The sequence below is a fragment of the Bradyrhizobium sp. F1.4.3 genome (assembly GCF_040548375.1).
GTDB lineage: Bacteria > Pseudomonadota > Alphaproteobacteria > Rhizobiales > Xanthobacteraceae > Bradyrhizobium.
The window spans coordinates 724,661-742,104 of record NZ_JBEPRN010000001.1; the positions used below are offsets into that span (position 1 = coordinate 724,661).

At 63.5% G+C, this 17,444-nt stretch carries 17 protein-coding genes; 2 read left to right on the forward strand and 15 right to left on the reverse strand.

Annotation, left to right across the window (positions count from 1 at the left end; translation table 11 throughout):
• Positions 1-122: 122 nt before the first annotated feature.
• A complete protein-coding gene (locus ABIB73_RS03605) occupies positions 123-1,349 on the forward strand; it encodes an ABC transporter substrate-binding protein (protein ID WP_354221484.1) in 1,227 nt (408 codons plus the stop codon).
• A gap of 68 nt (positions 1,350-1,417) precedes the next feature.
• On the opposite strand, the gene ABIB73_RS03610 is transcribed toward ABIB73_RS03605, so the two are convergent.
• From ABIB73_RS03610 to ABIB73_RS03645, 8 genes are all read right to left on the reverse strand, one after another.
• Positions 1,418-2,683 carry a TCR/Tet family MFS transporter gene (locus tag ABIB73_RS03610; protein ID WP_354221486.1) on the reverse strand — a complete coding sequence of 422 codons (1,266 nt, stop codon included), beginning with the start codon at positions 2,681-2,683 and terminating at the stop codon, positions 1,418-1,420.
• Positions 2,680-4,062 (reverse strand): ribosome biogenesis GTPase Der, encoded by a 1,383-nt coding sequence (gene der / locus ABIB73_RS03615; RefSeq protein ID WP_354221488.1) that lies wholly within the window; start codon positions 4,060-4,062, stop codon positions 2,680-2,682. The genes ABIB73_RS03610 and der overlap by 4 nt, the downstream gene beginning before the upstream one ends.
• Positions 4,063-4,113: 51 nt before the next feature.
• Positions 4,114-4,677, reverse strand: coding sequence for a hypothetical protein (locus ABIB73_RS03620; protein WP_354221490.1), 564 nt, complete (start codon positions 4,675-4,677; stop codon positions 4,114-4,116).
• A gap of 30 nt (positions 4,678-4,707) precedes the next feature.
• A complete protein-coding gene (locus ABIB73_RS03625) occupies positions 4,708-5,361 on the reverse strand; it encodes a tetratricopeptide repeat protein (RefSeq protein ID WP_354221492.1) in 654 nt (217 codons plus the stop codon).
• A 168-nt stretch (positions 5,362-5,529) separates the two neighbouring features.
• Complete coding sequence (locus tag ABIB73_RS03630) at positions 5,530-7,125, reverse strand: class I adenylate-forming enzyme family protein (RefSeq protein ID WP_354221494.1); 1,596 nt, start codon at positions 7,123-7,125, stop codon at positions 5,530-5,532.
• Between the two features lie 78 nt (positions 7,126-7,203).
• Positions 7,204-7,788 (reverse strand): NnrU family protein, encoded by a 585-nt coding sequence (locus ABIB73_RS03635; RefSeq protein WP_354221496.1) that lies wholly within the window; start codon positions 7,786-7,788, stop codon positions 7,204-7,206.
• 93 nt (positions 7,789-7,881) lie between these two features.
• Positions 7,882-8,460, reverse strand: a complete 579-nt coding sequence (locus ABIB73_RS03640) for a UCP034077 family protein (protein ID WP_354221498.1) — start codon at positions 8,458-8,460, stop codon at positions 7,882-7,884.
• A gap of 103 nt (positions 8,461-8,563) precedes the next feature.
• Entirely contained in the window at positions 8,564-10,183 is a 1,620-nt protein-coding gene (locus ABIB73_RS03645; protein ID WP_354221500.1) for a peptide chain release factor 3, read from the reverse strand.
• Between the two features lie 169 nt (positions 10,184-10,352).
• On the opposite strand from ABIB73_RS03645, the gene sugE reads away from it, so the two are divergent.
• Complete coding sequence (gene sugE, locus ABIB73_RS03650; protein WP_354221502.1) at positions 10,353-10,667, forward strand: quaternary ammonium compound efflux SMR transporter SugE; 315 nt, start codon at positions 10,353-10,355, stop codon at positions 10,665-10,667.
• Here the strand turns inward: sugE and ABIB73_RS03655 are convergent.
• The 7 genes from ABIB73_RS03655 to ABIB73_RS03685 all read right to left on the reverse strand — a co-directional run bounded on the left by ABIB73_RS03655 (position 10,660) and on the right by ABIB73_RS03685 (position 17,155).
• The gene (locus ABIB73_RS03655; RefSeq protein WP_354221504.1) at positions 10,660-11,667 is read right to left on the reverse strand and encodes an inorganic phosphate transporter; all 1,008 of its coding nucleotides are present in this window, start codon (positions 11,665-11,667) and stop codon (positions 10,660-10,662) included. The genes sugE and ABIB73_RS03655 overlap by 8 nt on opposite strands.
• A gap of 15 nt (positions 11,668-11,682) precedes the next feature.
• A complete protein-coding gene (locus tag ABIB73_RS03660; protein ID WP_354221506.1) occupies positions 11,683-12,327 on the reverse strand; it encodes a DUF47 domain-containing protein in 645 nt (214 codons plus the stop codon).
• A 156-nt stretch (positions 12,328-12,483) separates the two neighbouring features.
• Complete coding sequence (locus ABIB73_RS03665) at positions 12,484-13,452, reverse strand: branched-chain amino acid ABC transporter permease (protein WP_354221508.1); 969 nt, start codon at positions 13,450-13,452, stop codon at positions 12,484-12,486.
• A 1-nt stretch (position 13,453) separates the two neighbouring features.
• Positions 13,454-14,317, reverse strand: coding sequence for a branched-chain amino acid ABC transporter permease (locus ABIB73_RS03670; RefSeq protein ID WP_354221510.1), 864 nt, complete (start codon positions 14,315-14,317; stop codon positions 13,454-13,456).
• A gap of 70 nt (positions 14,318-14,387) precedes the next feature.
• Complete coding sequence (locus ABIB73_RS03675; protein WP_354221512.1) at positions 14,388-15,611, reverse strand: ABC transporter substrate-binding protein; 1,224 nt, start codon at positions 15,609-15,611, stop codon at positions 14,388-14,390.
• A 49-nt stretch (positions 15,612-15,660) separates the two neighbouring features.
• Positions 15,661-16,407, reverse strand: coding sequence for an ABC transporter ATP-binding protein (locus ABIB73_RS03680; protein WP_354221514.1), 747 nt, complete (start codon positions 16,405-16,407; stop codon positions 15,661-15,663).
• A complete protein-coding gene (locus ABIB73_RS03685; protein WP_354221516.1) occupies positions 16,400-17,155 on the reverse strand; it encodes an ABC transporter ATP-binding protein in 756 nt (251 codons plus the stop codon). Before ABIB73_RS03685 ends, ABIB73_RS03680 begins: the two co-directional genes overlap by 8 nt.
• Between the last annotated feature and the right edge of the window lie 289 nt (positions 17,156-17,444).

Here is a 17,444-nt window from a genome sequence, read left to right on the forward strand (position 1 = left end):
GACGCAGCGTCATCCGGCTTTAGGCGCATTGCCGCGCGCCGTCGGACAGGCTACGGAGTCCACCGGACAAAGGCTTCATCCAAGAGAGCCGTCCGCATATTTGACAACGGAGGAAACCTTTTATGACGACGACGCTCGCGCGCCGCTATGCCGCGCTTCTGGCCTGTGCCGCCTTCGGCTTTTCAACATCCGCTTACGCCCAGGACAAGACCGCCACGATCGGCGTGCTCAACGACATGTCGAGCCTCTACGCCGATATCGGCGGCCCCAACTCCGTGATGGCGGTCAAGATGGCGGTCGAGGATTCCGGCCTGCTGGCAAAGGGCTGGAAGATCGAGGTTCTCAGCGGCGATCACCAGAACAAGCCGGACGTCGGCGTCAACATCGCACGCCAGTGGATCGACACCCAGAAGGTCGACGCGATCGCCGACACGCCGAACTCCGGCGTGGCTCTGGCCGTCAGCAACCTCGTCAAGGAAAAGAACGCCGTCCTGCTCAACAATGGCGGCGCCAGCGCCGACCTCACCGGCAAGGCCTGCAACGCCAACACCATCTCCTACAGCTACGACACCTACATGCTCGCTACCGGCACCGGCAAGGCGCTGACCAAGGCGGGCGGCGATAGCTGGTTCTTCCTGACCGCCGACTATGCCTTCGGCGCCGCGCTCGAGCGCGACACAAGCGCAGTCGTCACCGCGAATGGCGGCAAGGTGGTGGGCGGCGTCAAGCATCCGCTCAACACCTCCGATTTCTCCTCCTTCCTGCTCCAGGCGCAGAACTCAAAGGCGAAGATCGTCGGGCTCGCCAATGCCGGCGGCGACACCACTAACTCGATCAAGCAGGCGGCCGAGTTCGGCATCGTCGAAGGCGGCCAGAAGCTCGCCGCGCTGCTGCTCTTCATCAACGACGTCCACTCGCTTGGCCTCAAGACCGCGCACGGCCTGACCTTCACCGAATCCTTCTACTGGGACCTCAACGACAACACCCGCGCCTGGTCGAAGCGTTTCCAGGAGAAGGCAGCCAACAAAGCGATGCCGTCGATGACCCAGGCCGGCAACTATGCGGCCGTGCTGCATTACCTGAAGGCGCTGGAAGCGCTCGGCGGCAATCCGCATGACGGCGCCAAGGTCGTCGCCAAGATGAAGGAACTTCCCACCGACGATCCGCTGTTTGGCAAGGGCCCGCTGCGCGAGGACGGCCGGCGCATCATCCCGGCCTATCTGTTCGAGGTGAAGAAGCCGGAAGAGTCCAAGGGACCGTGGGACTATTACAAGCTGGTCGCGACCATCCCGGCGGAAGATGCAGCCAAGCCGCTCAAGGACAGCGAGTGCCCGCTGGTGAAGAAGTGACCGCGTAGCGGTCATCTCGGGGCGATGCGAAGCATCGAGCCCGGGATCTCGAGATTCCGGGTCTGGTGCTAACGCACCAGCCCGGAATGACGATGATCTGCCAGCGTCCGCACCGCGATCGCCACGCACAGCACCATCAGCACCGCCGCAAGCAGGAACGGCGCGCCGGGCAAATGCATCGGCGCGCTGCCGCTGATGAAATACGAAAACGTCAGCGTGAACAGGAACGGGCCGACGAGCTGCGACACGCTCTGCACGCTCGCGGTTGCGCCCTGCAACTGGCCCTGCTGATCGGGCGCGACCAGCCGCGTCATCAGCGATTGTATGGCGGCGCCCGAGATACCCCATAGTGACATCACGGGAATGCCGAGCCAGAACAGCGGTCCCGTCGGCGCGCAGCCGAAGATCGCGAAGCCGATGGCACCGCAGCACAATCCGAGCAGAAGCGCGCCACGTTCACCGAGCGTGCGCACGATCGGGCCGATGGCGAGCCCCTGCACCACCATGGCGCAAACGCCGACCATTGCGAGCGTCAGTCCGACGGTCTTGGAATCCCAGCCGTAGCGATAGGTCGCATAGAGCACGAAGGTCGACGGCAGCACGACATGCGCAACCTGCGCGATGAAATTGACGACCGACAGCGCGGCCAGCCCCGTATTGGAGCGCAACAGCTGAAGCGCCCCGACCGGATTGGCGCTGGTCCAGCGGAACGGTGCGCGTTTTTCCGGCGCCAATGATTCCGGCAGGATCAACAGGCCGTACAGCGCATTGGCAAAGCTTAAGCCAGCCGATGCCCAGAACGGCAGTCGCGGATCGATGTCGCCGAGCAGGCCGCCCAGCGCCGGGCCCAGGATGAAGCCGGCGCCGAAGGCCGCGCCGATCTTGCCGAAGATCGCCGCGCGCCGCTCCGGCGGCGTGATGTCCGCGATATAGGCGAAGGCGGTTGAGATGCTGGCCGAGGTGATGCCGGAGATCACGCGGCCGACGAACAGCCAGACAAGCGACGGCGCGAGCGCCATCAGCACGTAGTCGGCGGCGAGCCCGAAATTCGACAGCAGCACCACTGGCCGGCGTCCGAAGCGATCCGACAGCGCGCCCAGCACCGGCGAGAACACGAATTGCATCAGCGCCCAGGCGGTGCCGAACAGGCCGAAGATGCGGGCCGCATGCGCCGTGTCGTTGCCGACGAAGCTCTCGATCAGCTTTGGCAGGATCGGCATGATCACGCCGAGCGCCAGCATGTCGAGCAGGATGGTAACGAAGATGAAGGCGACGGCGCCGCGCCGGATCGGCGCAGCGCCCGGCGCTGTCGCCTCGCCGGCCTCTCGGCTCACGACAAGCGCTTGCGCTTGTGCGCGAACGGATTGGCCTTCTCGCGCAAGGTGATGCGCACCGGCGTGCCCGGCAGGTCGAAGGCCTCACGCATCGAGTTGGTGAGGTAGCGCAAATATGACTGCGGCACCGCGTCCGCGCGCGAACAGAACAATACGAAGCTCGGCGGGCGTGCTTTCGTCTGCGTGATGTAGTTCAGCTTCAGCCGCCGGCCGGATACGGCGGGCGGCGGATTGGTCTGGACCGCCTCCTCGAACCAGCGGTTCAATGCCGCGGTCGAGACGCGCCTGTTCCAGAGCATATAGGCGTCCTGGATCGCCTGCATCAGGCGGTCGATGCCCTCGCCCATCAAGCCGGAGACGGCGACGATCGGGACACCCCTGACCTGCGGCAGCAAGTGATCGGCATCCCGGCGCAGGCCGGAAATGGCGCCGCCGCCCTTGCTCTCCATCAGATCCCATTTGTTGACCGCGAGCACCATCGCCCGGCCCTCGCGCTCGATCAGATCGGCGATGCGCAGATCCTGCTCCTCGAAGCGGTTCTGCGCATCCATCATCATCACGACGACTTCGGCAAAGCGCACCGCGCGCAACGCGTCCGCAACCGAGAGCTTTTCCAGCTTCTCCTCAATGCGCGAGCGCCGGCGGAGACCAGCAGTATCGAACACACGAAACTCGCGGCCGTTCCAGTTGATCTCGACCGCAATGGAATCGCGCGTGGTGCCGGCCTCCGGGCTCGTCAGCAGGCGCTCCTCGCCGAGCAGGTGGTTGATCATTGTCGACTTGCCGGCATTGGGCCGGCCGACGATGGCAACCCGGATCGGACGCGTGGCAGCCTCTTCCTCGGACCGCGGCTCGTCGTCTTCGGCCTCATCCTCGTCGACGGGCTCCGGCATCAGTCCGCGGAGAGCGTCGTAGAGCTCGCCCATGCCCTCGCCGTGCTCGGCCGAGATCTGGATGGGATCGCCGAGGCCGAGCGCAAAGGCCTCCATCGCGCCGGCGTCGCCATGCTTGCCCTCGCTCTTGTTGGCGACCAGCAGCACCGGCTTGTTGGCGCGGCGGGCGAAATCGGCGAAGGCGCGGTCGGTGGGCGTGAGGCCGACGCGCGCGTCGATCACAAAGAACAGAGCATCGGCCTGCGCGATCGCGGTTTCCGTCTGCTCCTGCATGCGCGCAGTCAGCGAGCCCTTGGCGCCTTCGTCGAGACCGGCGGTGTCGATGATGATGAATTCGAGATCGCCGAGCCTGGCCTCGCCCTCGCGACGGTCGCGGGTGACGCCGGGCAGGTCATCGACGAGCGCGAGCTTCTGTCCCACCAGGCGGTTGAACAGCGTCGATTTTCCGACATTCGGCCGGCCGATAATGGCGATCGTAAAGGGCATTGGTCATTCGTGCGCCGCGGAGGCTGCGACTGTCAATTCAGTGAAAAAATATTAGCGGGAGAAACTGCCGCTGGGCATCGGTGCCGGGAAGGCCCCCTGCGACTGCTGTTGCTGCGTGGTCTGCGCCGATTGCGCCGGCTGCTGTGTGGATTGATCCGGCGGCGGCGCAGTGGTGCGCTTGCGGACGATCTTCTGCTTCGGCGGTGGTGCGGCCGGCGCTGGCGCAGCCTCGGGCTGGGCCTCGCCATCGACCTCACCGGCCGGCGCTTCAGCCGGTGTGGCCGCGGTGGCGGCCGGCTGCCTGGTCTTCTTCGCCTTGGCGGATTTCGACGGTTTCGCCGCTTCAGCAGGGGGCGGCTCGACCGGCAGCGCCGCAACGGCAGGCGCATTCGGATCCGGCTGTTGCTGCTGGGCGCCCTTGTACATGTCTTTCGGCACGCCCTGCTCAAGACCCGGCACGCCCTCAGGGAATACCGGCTTACGATCGCCCGGCAGCTTCTTCTTGGTGTCGAGCCAGTCGAGCATGTCGCTCGGATCGAAGCTGGAGCAGCCGCCCAGAACGCCCGTGAAGGCGATCAGGACGGCGGCTGCGATCAAGCGGGTCGTGCGGCGCATATCAGTATCTCGTCTGAACTCTCGGGACCGTCAGCTTTTGGCGACGGGCGGCAGTAGCGCCTGGAGCGCTTCGGCGCGCGAGCGCAGGCCCGGCGGCGTTTCGCCGTCCTCGGCGATCGCGTCGAGCCATTTGCGGGCCGCGGTCATGTCGTTGTTGCGCCAAGCCGACAGCGCGAGCATCTCGCGGGCACTGTGGCGGAAGGTCGACTTGGGTGCGGTGGAGGCCTCCAGCCGCTGCTGCATATCGGCATAGCCAACGCTGTCGAGCAACAAGCCGGCCGCGCGAACCTTCGCGAGATCCTGCCACTCGCTGCCGACGCCACGATCGGCGGCGATGTCGTCGTAGATCTTGGCCGCAGCCTTGGGATCGCGGACCGCCGCTTCGGCCGCAGCACGCAGCCGCGCCAAGGTGCGGTAGCCCGAGGGGGCCTTGGCAGCGAGGTCGGTAAAGGCCACCTCAGCCTCGGCATGCTTGTCCTGCTCCGACAGTTCGACAGCCTTCTCGAAGGCGGCGCCGGCCTCGGCGGCCTTCTTGGCCTCCAGGTACTGGTAGCCGCGCCAGCCGCCGACGGCGGCCACGACCAGCACCATGAGGGCGATGAAGTAGATCGAATATCTGTCCCACAGCCTCTTGAGCTGTTCGCGACGTACTTCCTCGTCGACTTCGTCAAATAATTCAGACACTTATGCTTATCCCATGCCCGGCCGGGAGCGCGCGCCAGATCGTGCGCGTCTAAAACCCGTCCCCACGTGCGGCGGCGATAACCTATCGATATGGCGGAGGCAAGGCAAAGCAAGCCCGATCAAGGCGTTAACGCGCGGTCCGGGATAGCCCGGGGGCGCCTTCCGGACTCATGAGCCGACCAGAAACTCCCGCAACTGCCGCTTCAGCACCTTGCCGTTGGCGTTGCGCGGCAGCGGCTCGGCGGTGAGGGTCATCGTCTCCGGCACCTTGTAGTCGGACAACCGCTCGGCGCACCAGGCCCGCAAGTCATCGCTCCCGACCTGCACGCGCGTCACCACCACGGCATGGACGCGCTCGCCCAGCACTGGGCACGGCTTTGCGATGATCGCGCTCTCGACCACCGCGGGATGGCCGGCCAGCACGGACTCGACCTCGGCGGAATAGATCTTCAGGCCGCCGCGGTTGATCATGTCCTTGCTTCGATCGAACACGCGGACGAACCCATCCGCATCGACCGAGCCGAGATCGCCGGAATGCCAGAAGCCGCCGGTAAAACTTTCGGCGGTAGCCTTCGGGTTGTTCCAATAGCCCTTGATGACGGATGCGCTCTGGATCCAGAGTTCGCCGATCTCGCCATGCGGCAGCTCGCGCCCATCGGTCCCCATCGCGATGATCCGCGCTCCGGGACACGGCAGGCCGACGCTGTCGATATGGCTGGCCGTCAGCTCGCCCGGCATGATCGTCGATGGCGACGTCGTCTCGGTCGAACCGTAGCAGTTCGCCAGCTTCAGGCCGGGAATCTTCGCCTCGAGCTTCTCGATGGTCGCGACCGGCATCGGCGCGCCGCCAAAGCCGCCGATGCGCCAGCTCGATAGATCATAGCCGTCGAAATCCGGCTGGAGCAGGCAGAGATTGTACATCGCCGGCACCATCACCGTGTAGGTGACGCGCTCGCGCGCGGCGAGCTTGAGATATTCGGCGGCCTTGAACTCCGGCATGATGATCAGCGCGCCACCGCAGCGGATCATGGTCGTGATATTGGCGACGACGCCGGTCACATGGCCGAGCGGGACCGCCGCGATCGAACGATCCGCCTCCGTCAGTTGCAAGCAGGAAACGAAAACCATCGAGGAATGGACGATGTTGCAATGAGCCAGCATCGCGCCCTTCGGCTTGCCGGTCGTGCCCGAGGTGTAGAGGATCATCGCGGCGTCCTCCTCACTCACATCAACCGGCGCCGGAGCCGGCACGTTGTCGGCGAGCACGGCAAAGCGCGACAGCTGCGCATCATTATCGATGGCGATGCGGCGGATCACCTCAGGAACATCCCGCGCATCGGGCAACCGCTCCGCGAGCACCGTTTCGTGGATCAGGATCTTGGCACCACAATCGGTGAGGACATAGGCGATCTCCGGCTTCTGCTGCCGCGTGCTGAGCAGCACGGTGACAAGCCCCTCATGCGCGGCGGCAAACAGCAGCAGCGGAAATTCAACGCGATTGCCGAGCAGGATCGCAACACGGTCGCCGCGCTGCAAGCCGAGCTTGCGGAAGCCCGATGCGATCCGCGCGGCCTGATCCACGGCCTGCCGCCAGCTCAGCCGGGCATCGCCGCAAATGAGCGCTTCGCCGTCGGCGTTGCGCGCACAGGCCTCCGCAATCATCGCCCAGAGGCTTGCCGGCCGATCGCAGAAGGCCGGCACCACCCGATCGCCAAAGCGCGCCTCGAACCGCATCGGCGGAATCTGAGATTGCGACCAGTCCATCGGAGGGTCCTCGGCTTGTTGCTTTTGTCACCTTCCGCGCATGGACACGCGGTCCTGTCTTGCGCTGATCGGCTGAAGCTAGCCCCCCATGACGGGAACACCAATCACAACGGGATGGAACGCAAATGCCAGCGCCAGATAGGCGACGACGCCGACAGCGACCGCGATCAAATCATTGGTGACGCCGCCCACCGGAATCGGTGGCCCGCCGCCGTCGGTGCGATATTTGAACGAAATGCGGTCATACACCGCCCAGCCGAGAAACGAGCCGAACAGAATGATGGAGCCGAGATCGCCGTTCGCCAGAAGATGCGCGGCCGCCCACAGCTTGATGCCGGCGAGCATCGGATGCTTCAGCGTCGCATAGATGCGGCCGCGCAGGTAGGACGCAACGACCAGGATCACAGCGGGCAGCATCAGCGCGATCGTGATGTGCTTCATCGCCTTCGGCGGATACCAGACGTCGATCCAGCCGGTTGCGCGATAATGCGCAAAGCCCCAGACGATCAGCGCCAGCCCCGCGAGCGAGACCAGCGAATAGAGGATCTTGTAGGTCCCCTCGCCCAGTCTTGCGATCGCCTGCGCGCGCGCTTCGCGTTTCGTTGTGAAAATATGGGCCGCAAAAAACAGCACGAGCCCCAGGATCATGACCAGCAGACCCACGACATCCTCCCCTCAACCAGCGCCCCCGCCCATGGCGTATCATTGATTGGCGGCTGGTCGCAACGGCGCTGCTCAGGAAGATCGAGTTGCGCGCTACTTGCCAAGCTGCCGATTATCGACATAGCGGATCGCAATCGGGCGCCCCGCCAAGGCGCCACCGAGGCCGCTGGTGAATTTCAACGGCAGGCAGGCGTTCAAGGATGCATTGATCGCGTTCAGATAAGTCGCTCTGGTATCGGCCGGGACGCCAGCGGTTGCAAAGGTCAGCCGCGGCGGGCCGATCAGGCTACCAGCCTTGTTAAAACTGAAGCGCACCGCCATCTGCATGCCCGCGCGCCCATTGTCTGGTGGCGGCGACCAGCAGGTACGCAACTCGGCGAAGAGGTCGCCGATCGTGTCGAGATCGTGATCGGGCTTCTGGTATTTGGCGCGATCGGCCTCGGGCGGCACGCTCTCGATCGTGAGCTGGAGGTTCTCCCCGTAGGGATAGTCGATCTCGGGAATGCAGGGTCCGTGCTCGAGCACGCTGCAATACGACGGCGTGCAGGGCCGGTTAGCGAGCACGCTGCACGGCTCGTGCGAAAACGGGATCGGATTGATCTGCCGGCGCCGCGCGTCGGTCGCAACCGTTGATACCGCCAACAGGAAGAATATGAGGATGCCGCGCCACATGACGTGAACTCACAATGTCACATCAGGAGAACGTGGCACCGCGCATGAATGCGTCAAGCCGGCGAGCGTTCACATGCTCGCGCTCAAGCGGCTGAGGCGCACCCTACCCCTTCTTCTTCACGTCCTTGACGTTGGTGAATTCGATGCCCTCGGCGCGTTCCCTGGTGTAGCCGAGATAGAACTCGTTTCTCGCCAGATACACGGGATCGCCATCGACATCGTCGGCGATGCTCGAGGTGTTGGCGGCAAGGAACGTGTCGAGCTTCTTGCGGTCATCCGACGAGACCCAGCGCGCGAGCTGGAACTCGCTCACCTCGAACTCTACCGGTAGCGCGTATTCCGCCTCGAGCCGCGCCTTCAGCACGTCGAGCTGGAGCGCGCCGACCACGCCGACCAGCGCCGGCGCTCCGTCGCGCGGGCGGAATACCTGCACCACGCCCTCTTCCGACATCTGCTGAAGCGCTTCCTTCAGCTTCTTCGCCTTCATCGCATCGGTCAGACGCACGCGGCGGACGATTTCCGGCGCAAAGCTCGGCACGCCGACGAAGTTGAAATCCTCGCCCTCGGTCAAGGTATCGCCGATGCGCAACGTGCCGTGATTGGGAATGCCGACGACGTCGCCGGCAAAGGCTTCGTCCGCAACCGAACGGTCCTGCGCGAAGAAGAATTGCGGGCTCGACAGCGGCATGCTCTTGCCGGTGCGCACCAGCTTGGCCTTCATGCCGCGGCTGAGCTTGCCGGAGCACAGCCGCGCAAAGGCGATGCGGTCGCGGTGGTTCGGATCCATGTTGGCCTGGATCTTGAACACGAAGGCGCTCATGCGCGGATCGGTTGCCTCGACCTTGCGCTGGTCGCTCTCCTGCGCGCGCGGCTCAGGGGCGAACTTGCCGAGTCCTTCCAGCAGATCGCCGACGCCGAAATTGCGCAGCGCACTGCCAAAATAGACCGGCGTCAGATGGCCCTCGCGAAACGCCTCCAGCTCGAACGGCTTGGAGGCCGCGGTGACGAGCTCGAGCTCGTCCTTCACCGCGGATACGTCGAGGTTCGCATTGAGTTTTCCGAGTTCGGCGATCTCGATCTGCTGCGCCGCGCCAGTCTTGGCGCCGCCGCCTTCGAGCAGCCGCACCCCGCCGTTGACGACGTCATAGGTGCCGAGGAAGTCGCGGCCACGGCCGACCGGCCAGGTCATCGGCGTGGTGTCGAGCGCCAGCGTCTTCTCAATCTCGTCGAGGAGCTCGAAAACATCGCGGCTCTCGCGGTCCATCTTGTTGATGAAAGTGATGATCGGGATATCGCGCAGGCGGCAGACCTCGAACAGTTTTCGCGTCCGCGCCTCGATGCCCTTGGCGGCGTCGATCACCATCACGGCGGAGTCGACCGCCGTCAGTGTGCGATAGGTGTCTTCCGAAAAGTCCTCGTGGCCCGGCGTGTCCAGCAGGTTGAACACGAGGCCTTCGAACTCGAAGGTCATCACCGAGGTCACGACCGAGATGCCGCGCTCGCGCTCGATCTTCATCCAGTCCGAGCGTGTGTTGCGCCGCTCGCCCTTGGCCTTGACCTGGCCGGCGAGATTGATCGCGCCACCGAACAGCAGCAGCTTTTCGGTCAGCGTGGTCTTGCCGGCGTCCGGGTGCGAGATGATCGCAAAGGTGCGCCGCCGCGACACTTCAGCGGCAAGCGGGGAACGGGCCGGCGATTCGGCTGATGTGGCGATGTCGGACATTGCGGGAGCGTTTGGCAGGGAAAATGGGCCTGATCAAGCCTCAATTGGTGATTGCGGAGCCCTTCGGCCAGCCCCATATCGGGCCTGGGATCAAGTTTGGGGAGGACGGCCTTCCCGCTCATCAGCACATCTGCCGCGGGGACGACCCTGGCTTGAATGGAGGGTCGTCATGGCTTGGAGCATCCTGTTCGTCGCCGGTCTGCTGGAGATCGCCTGGGCGATCGGTCTCAAATACACCGAGGGTTTTACCAGGCTCGTTCCGTCTGTCTTTACGCTCGCCGCCATGGCTGGAAGCGTGATCCTGCTGGGCCTCGCCCTGAAGACGCTGCCGATTGGAACCGCCTATGCGGTCTGGACCGGCATCGGCGCGGTCGGCACCGCGGCGCTCGGCATCATCCTGTTCGGTGAGCCCGCCGCCGCGTTCCGCCTTGCCAGCATCGGGTTGATCGTCGCCGGCATTGCCGGGCTGAAGCTCGTCACTTGATGAAAATCCTGACCGCCCACCAGGTCAGCGCCGCAACGATCGCCGAGGCCGGCATCGTGATTACCCAGGCATAGACGATCGAGCTGGCGACGTTCCAGCGCACCGCCGAGAGGCGGCGGGCGGCACCGACGCCGACGATGGCGCCGGTGATGGTATGGGTGGTCGAGACGGGAACCCCGAGGAAGGTGGCCATGAACAGCGTCGCGGCGCCACCAGTCTCGGCGCAAAAACCCTGCATCGGCGTCAATTTGGTGATGCGCAGGCCCATGGTGCGAACGATGCGCCAGCCGCCCATCAGGGTGCCCATCGCCATGGCCGCCTGGCACGACAGCACCACCCAGAACGGCACGAAGAATTCGCCGCCGAGGTGGCCCTGCGAATAGAGCAGCACGGCGATGATGCCCATGGTCTTTTGGGCGTCGTTGCCGCCATGGCCGAGCGAATAGAGCGAGGCTGAGGCGAATTGCAGGATGCGGAAGGCGCGATCCACGGCAAACGGGGTCGATCGCACCGAGGCCCAGGACACGATCGCGACCAACATCATCGCAAGCAGGAATCCGACGAGCGGAGACAGCACGATTGCGATCACCGTTTTGGACAATCCGCTCCAGACCGCCGCCGAGATCCCGGCTTTGGCCACGCCCGCGCCGAACAACCCGCCGATGAGCGCGTGCGAAGACGAGGACGGAATGCCGAGCGCCCATGTCACGAGGTTCCAGACGATGGCACCGACGAGGGCCGCGAAGATCACCTGGGCATCGACGATCGCGGGATCGATGATGCCGGTGCCGATGGTCTGGGCCACGTGCAGGCCGAACACCATGAACGCCACGAAATTGAAGAAGGCGGCCCAGAACACCGCGAATTGCGGCCGCAGCACGCGGGTCGAAACGATGGTCGCGATCGAATTGGCAGCGTCGTGCAAACCGTTCAGGAAGTCGAACAGCAGCGCGACGGCAATCAGTCCGACCAGGACGGGAAATCCCAACGCAGCATCCACGGCGCGGCCCCTGCGCTAGACTTGTTCAATGACGATGCTGTTAATCTCGTTCGCCACGTCATCGAAGCGATCGGCGACCTTTTCGAGATGATCGTATATCTCGGCCCCCACGATGAAGTTCATCGCGCTGCCGTCGCGATGCTTGAGGAACAGCTCCTTCAGGCCGATATCGTGGAGGTCGTCGACCCGGCCCTCGAGCTTGGTCAGCTCTTCCGTGATGGCGGTCAGCATCGCCACATTCTGGCCGATCGCCTGCATCAGCGGCAGCGCACGCCCGACCAGGTTGGCGCATTCGATCAGAAGCCCGCCGATCTCGCGCATCGGCGGTTCGAAGGCGCGGACCTCGAACAGCATCACGGCCTTGGCCGTCTGCTGCATCTGGTCGATGGCGTCGTCCATCGAGGTGATGAGGTTCTTGATGTCGCCACGGTCGAACGGCGTGATGAAGGTGCGACGCACCGCCGTCAGCACCTCACGCGTGATGTTGTCGGCGTCGTTCTCGAACTGGTTGACACGCTGGCAATAGACCGGCGTCTCCTCACCCCCGTTGAGCATGCCCTGGAGCGCGATGGAGCCCTGGATCACGGTCTGGGCATGGCGGTCGAACAGGTCGAAGAACCGTTCTTCCTTGGGCAGGAAAGCGCGAAACCATCGCATCATGAGGATAGGCTACCGGTTGGAAATGGCCCGGCCCGAGCGGGCCGTCACAAAACTGTCATAGACCATTTTCGCTCCGCGCGCGTGTCACCTCACGTCCGCGGTGCCAGGTCATCCACCGCTTTCAATCAACAGATAAATTGACGTTATATCAACACCTTAGAGCGAGCGCCGGAAGTAATGCGCGATCTCCCCGACCACGCCGCGGCGGAAGGTGAGCACGCAAATCACGAAGATCGAACCCTGGATCACCGTCACCCATTGGCCGAAGCTCGCCAGATATTGCTGCATGGCGATGATCACGAAGGCACCGACCACGGGGCCCAAGATGGTACCGAGGCCGCCGACCAGCGTCATCAGCACGACTTCGCCCGACATCGACCAGTGCACGTCGGTGAGCGAGGCATTCTGCGCCACAAACACCTTCAGCGAACCGGCGAAGCCCGCCAGCGTACCCGAGAGGACGAAGGCCAGGAATTTGTACTGGTCGGTCCGGTAACCTAGCGAGATCGCGCGCTGCTCATTCTCGCGGATCGACTTCAGGACCTCGCCGAAGGGCGAATTGATGATGCGGTAGATCAGCAGGAAGCCGGCGAGGAAGCCGACGAGCACGACATAGTAGAGAACGGTCGGCTTGGTCAGATCGAACACGCCGAACATCCGCCCCTGCGGAATGCCCTGGATGCCGTCCTCGCCATGGGTGAATGGCGCCTGGAGGTAGATGAAGTACAGGAGCTGCGACAGCGCCAGCGTGATCATCGAGAAATAGATGCCTTGGCGGCGGATCGAGATGTAACCGGTTATGATCGAGAGGACGAAGGCACCGGCAACACCGACGAGGATGCCGAGCTCCGGCGGCAGCCCCCACACCTTCAGTGCATGCGCGCTGCAATAGCCGGCCGTGCCCAAGAACATCGCGTGGCCGAACGACAGCAGGCCACCATAGCCGATCAGCAGGTTGAAGGCGCAGGCAAGCAGCGCGAAGCACAGCGCCTGCATTACGAAGAACGGATAGATGCCGCTGAATGGCACCGAGGCCAGCAGCAGCGCCATCACCACAAACACGATCATCTCGTCACGCATCGCGCGCGGGGTCACCGGCAGCGTGTCGTCCGTCAAGGCTGTCATATCAGGCCGCCCTTCCCGTCAATCCCGTTGGCTTCACCAAAAGCACCAGCACCATCAGGACGAACACGACGGTGTTGGAGGCCTCGGGATAAAAATACTTGGTCAGGCCCTCGATCACGCCGAGTGCAAAGCCCGTGATGATCGATCCCATGATCGAGCCCATGCCGCCGATCACCACCACCGCGAACACCACGATGATGAGGTCGGCGCCCATCAGCGGCCGCACCTGGTTGATCGGCGCCGATAGCACGCCGGCGAGCGCGGCAAGGCCGACGCCGAGGCCGTAGGTAAGCGTGATCATCCGTGGCACGTTGATGCCGAAGGCGCGCACGAGCGTCGGATTTTCAGTGGCGGCGCGCAAATAGGCACCGAGCCGCGTCTTCTCGATCAGGAACCAGGTCGCCACACAGACGACTAGCGAGAAGATGACGACCCAGGCGCGATAGATCGGCAGGAACATGAAGCCGAGATTCATGCCGCCCTTGAGCTGATCCGGAATGGCGTAAGGCAGGCCGGATGAACCAAAATAATTCTGAAAGACGCCTTGCACGATCAGCGCGATGCCGAAGGTCAGTAGCAGTCCGTAAAGGTGATCGAGGCCGGTCAGCCATTGCAGCATGGTCCGCTCCAGGATCATGCCGAAGATGCCAACCAGGATCGGCGCGATCAGCAGCGCCCACCAATAGTTCAGACCGGTGAGGTTCAGCAGGAAATAAGCGCAGAACGCGCCCATCATGTACAGCGCGCCATGGGCGAAATTGATGATGTTGAGCATGCCGAAGATCACGGCAAGCCCAAGACTGAGCAGCGCGTAGAACGAGCCGTTGATCAGTCCCACCAGTAGCTGTGCATAGAGAGCTTGCATCGATCCTGCACCCAGTCCCTTCGGCGTTCCCTAGAACGCCCGCCGGCTCACAGCCGGCGGGCTGTTGCTCTTACTTCTTCAACAGCGCGCACTTGCTTTCGGACAGCGGCGTGAAGGCCTGGTCGCCCGGCACCGTGCCGACCAGCTTGTAGAAGTCCCACGGCCCCTTGGACTCGGAGGGCTTCTTCACTTCGAACAGATAGGCGTTGTGGATGGTGCGGCCGTTGGGCTGGATCTCGCCCTTGCCGAACAGAGCGTCGTCGGTCGGGATCGACTTCATCTTCTCGACCACCTTGGCGCCGTCATGCGGATTGCCGCCGAGCGCCTCAAGCGCCTTGAAGTAATGCAGCACGCCAGCATAGACGCCGGCCTGCACCATCGTCGGCATCGCACCGTTCTTCATCCGCTCCGAGAACTTCTTGGAGAACGCCCGGGTCTGGTCGTTCATGTCCCAGTAGAAAGTTTCGGTGAAGTTGAGGCCCTGCGCGGTCTCAAGGCCAATCGCCTTGACGTCGGTGAGAAACAGCAGCAGCGCGGCGAGCTTCTGGCCGCCCTTGACGATGCCAAATTCGGCAGCCTGCTTGATCGAATTGGTGGTGTCGCCGCCGGCATTGGCAAGGCCGATGATCTTGGCCTTGGAGGCCTGCGCCTGGAGCAGGAACGACGAGAAGTCCGGCGTGTTGAGCGGATGCTTGACGCCGCCGACCACCTTGCCGCCATTTGCGGTGATGACCGCGGTGGTGTCGCGCTCGAGCGCCGCACCGAAAGCGTAGTCCGCGGTCAGGAAGAACCAGGTATCGCCACCGGCCTTCACCAGCGCCTGGCCCGTGGTATGGGCCAGCATGTAGGTGTCGTAGGTCCAATGCACGGTGTTGGGCGAGCACTGCGCATTGGTGAGGTCCGAGGTCGCCGCACCCGAATTGATGTAGACGCCGTTCTTTTCCTTGACCACGTTGTTGACGGCGAGCGCTACGCCGGAGTTCGGCACGTCGACGATGATGTCGACCTTGTCGACGTCGAACCATTGCCGCGCGATCGCGGTGCCGATGTCCGGCTTGTTCTGGTGATCGCCCGAGATGATTTCGATCTTCCAGCCCTTCGCGGCGAGACCGGAATCTTCAACGGCCATTTGCGCGGCGAGCGTCGAGCCGGGGCCGCCGAGGTCGGCGTAGAGGCCGGATTGATCGGACAGCGCGCCGATCTTGACGGTCTTGTCCTGCGCGAGGGCTGCGCCTGCGGCGGCAAAGGTCAACGCCGTGCCGAGCAGAAGCGATGCAATCGACTTTGTCTTCATGCTACTTTCCTTGTGAATTTTCTCTTTGGCCGTTCTACTCTTGGCCGTACTAGACGCCGAGATAGGTGTGGAGCTTGTCCATATTGGCGGCAAGCTCCGCATTGGAAAATCCGTCAATGATCTTGCCGTGCTCGACCACGTAATAGCGGTCGGCGACGGTGGATGCGAACCGAAAGTTCTGCTCGACCAGAAGGATCGTGAAACCTTCCTTCTTGAGCCGCGCAATGGTGTGGCCGATCTGCTGGATGATGACCGGCGCCAGACCTTCGGTCGGCTCGTCCAGCATCAGGAAGCTCGCGCCGGTGCGCAGGATGCGCGCGATCGCCAGCATCTGCTGCTCGCCGCCGGACAGTTTCGTGCCCTGGCTGTTGAGCCGTTCCTTCAGGTTCGGAAACAGATCGAAGATCTGTTCGAGCGGCAATCCGCCCGCGCGCACCACCGGCGGCAGCAACAGATTCTCCCGCACGTCGAGGCTGGAGAAAATTCCCCGCTCCTCCGGACAGAACGCGATGCCCATCCGCGCGATCTTGTCCGAGGTCGTGCGAATGATGTCATGGTTGTTGAATTTCACCGAGCCGGTGCGCTTGCCGATGATGCCCATGATCGACTTCAGCGTGGTCGTCTTGCCGGCGCCGTTGCGCCCCAGCAGCGTGACGACCTCGCCTGCGTTCACGTCGAAATTGATCCCGTGCAGGATGTGGGATTCGCCGTACCAGGCCTCCAGGTTGCGAACCTGAAGGATGTTGCCGCCGGTCGCAGCCTTTGCCGGAGCTTCGGCAATCGCAGTGTCAGGCATGACCGGCTCCCAGATAGGCTTCCTTGACGCGCTCGTCCTTGGTGAGTTCGGTGTAATGACCTTGCGCGAGCACTTGCCCGCGCGTCAGCACAGTGATGATGTCGGAGAGATTGGCCACCACGCTCAGATTATGCTCGACCATCAGGATGGTGTATTTCGCCGAGATCCGTTTGATCAGCGCTGCGATCTTGTCGATGTCCTCGTGGCCCATGCCAGCCATCGGCTCGTCCAGAAGCATCATCTCCGGATCGAGCGCGAGCGTGGTTGCGATCTCGAGTGCGCGCTTGCGTCCATAAGGCATCTCGACCGCTGGCGTGTTGGCGAACTCGTTGAGGCCCACATCATTCAACAATTCACGCGCGCGGTCGTTGAAGCAGTTGAGCACCGACTTCGAGCGCCAGAAGTCAAAAGAGCTTCCGTGCTGCCGCTGCAGCGCGACGCGAACGTTTTCCAACGCGGTCATGTGCGGAAACACCGCCGAGATCTGGAATGATCGCACCAGCCCCATGCGTGCCACGTCGGCCGGCGCCATCGCAGTGATGTCCTGTCCCTTGTACAGGATTTTTCCGGCAGACGGTTTGAGGAACTTGGTCAGAAGATTGAAGCACGTCGTCTTGCCGGCCCCATTCGGGCCGATCAGCGCGTGAATACTCCCACGGCGAACCTTGAGCGCAACGTCGCGGACGGCGTAGAAGCCCGCGAACTCCTTGGTCAAGCCTTCCGTTTCGAGAATGAACTCATCGGCCAAACAGATTTCCCCCGCCCGCGCAACGCGCGTGGCTGTCCTTGTTACTTCGGCTTTCCGGAGGCCTTGGAGCCTGTCCCGGAACGCCGCCTCCGGGCGCGGAATATGCCGGAGGTGACGGGGGTTAGGCAAGGCGGAAAGCTGAGCAGATCAGGCCTCCGGCCGGGAGACTTATGCTCCCTTAGTCGGAAGTGCTTTGACGTCGCGCCTGCGCGGCCTTCCAGTTCGCAAAGCGCCGGCCATCAAGCCGTCGTTAACGGTCTTTGGCCCCGCGCGCCAGCCTTCATAGAAA

Bases quoted from the DNA above. Each gene is read 5' to 3' on its own strand.
- ABIB73_RS03645 (WP_354221500.1), bottom strand. From the start codon at position 10,183: ATGTCCGACATCGCCACATCAGCCGAATCGCCGGCCCGTTCCCCGCTT.
- ABIB73_RS03660 (WP_354221506.1), bottom strand. From the start codon at position 12,327: ATGATGCGATGGTTTCGCGCTTTCCTGCCCAAGGAAGAACGGTTCTTC.
- ABIB73_RS03675 (WP_354221512.1), bottom strand. From the start codon at position 15,611: ATGAAGACAAAGTCGATTGCATCGCTTCTGCTCGGCACGGCGTTGACC.
- ABIB73_RS03620 (WP_354221490.1), bottom strand. From the start codon at position 4,677: ATGCGCCGCACGACCCGCTTGATCGCAGCCGCCGTCCTGATCGCCTTC.
- ABIB73_RS03640 (WP_354221498.1), bottom strand. From the start codon at position 8,460: ATGTGGCGCGGCATCCTCATATTCTTCCTGTTGGCGGTATCAACGGTT.
- ABIB73_RS03605 (WP_354221484.1), top strand. From the start codon at position 123: ATGACGACGACGCTCGCGCGCCGCTATGCCGCGCTTCTGGCCTGTGCC.
- ABIB73_RS03630 (WP_354221494.1), bottom strand. From the start codon at position 7,125: ATGGACTGGTCGCAATCTCAGATTCCGCCGATGCGGTTCGAGGCGCGC.
- der (WP_354221488.1), bottom strand. From the start codon at position 4,062: ATGCCCTTTACGATCGCCATTATCGGCCGGCCGAATGTCGGAAAATCG.
- ABIB73_RS03670 (WP_354221510.1), bottom strand. From the start codon at position 14,317: ATGCAAGCTCTCTATGCACAGCTACTGGTGGGACTGATCAACGGCTCG.
- ABIB73_RS03665 (WP_354221508.1), bottom strand. From the start codon at position 13,452: ATGACAGCCTTGACGGACGACACGCTGCCGGTGACCCCGCGCGCGATG.
- ABIB73_RS03680 (WP_354221514.1), bottom strand. From the start codon at position 16,407: ATGCCTGACACTGCGATTGCCGAAGCTCCGGCAAAGGCTGCGACCGGC.
- sugE (WP_354221502.1), top strand. From the start codon at position 10,353: ATGGCTTGGAGCATCCTGTTCGTCGCCGGTCTGCTGGAGATCGCCTGG.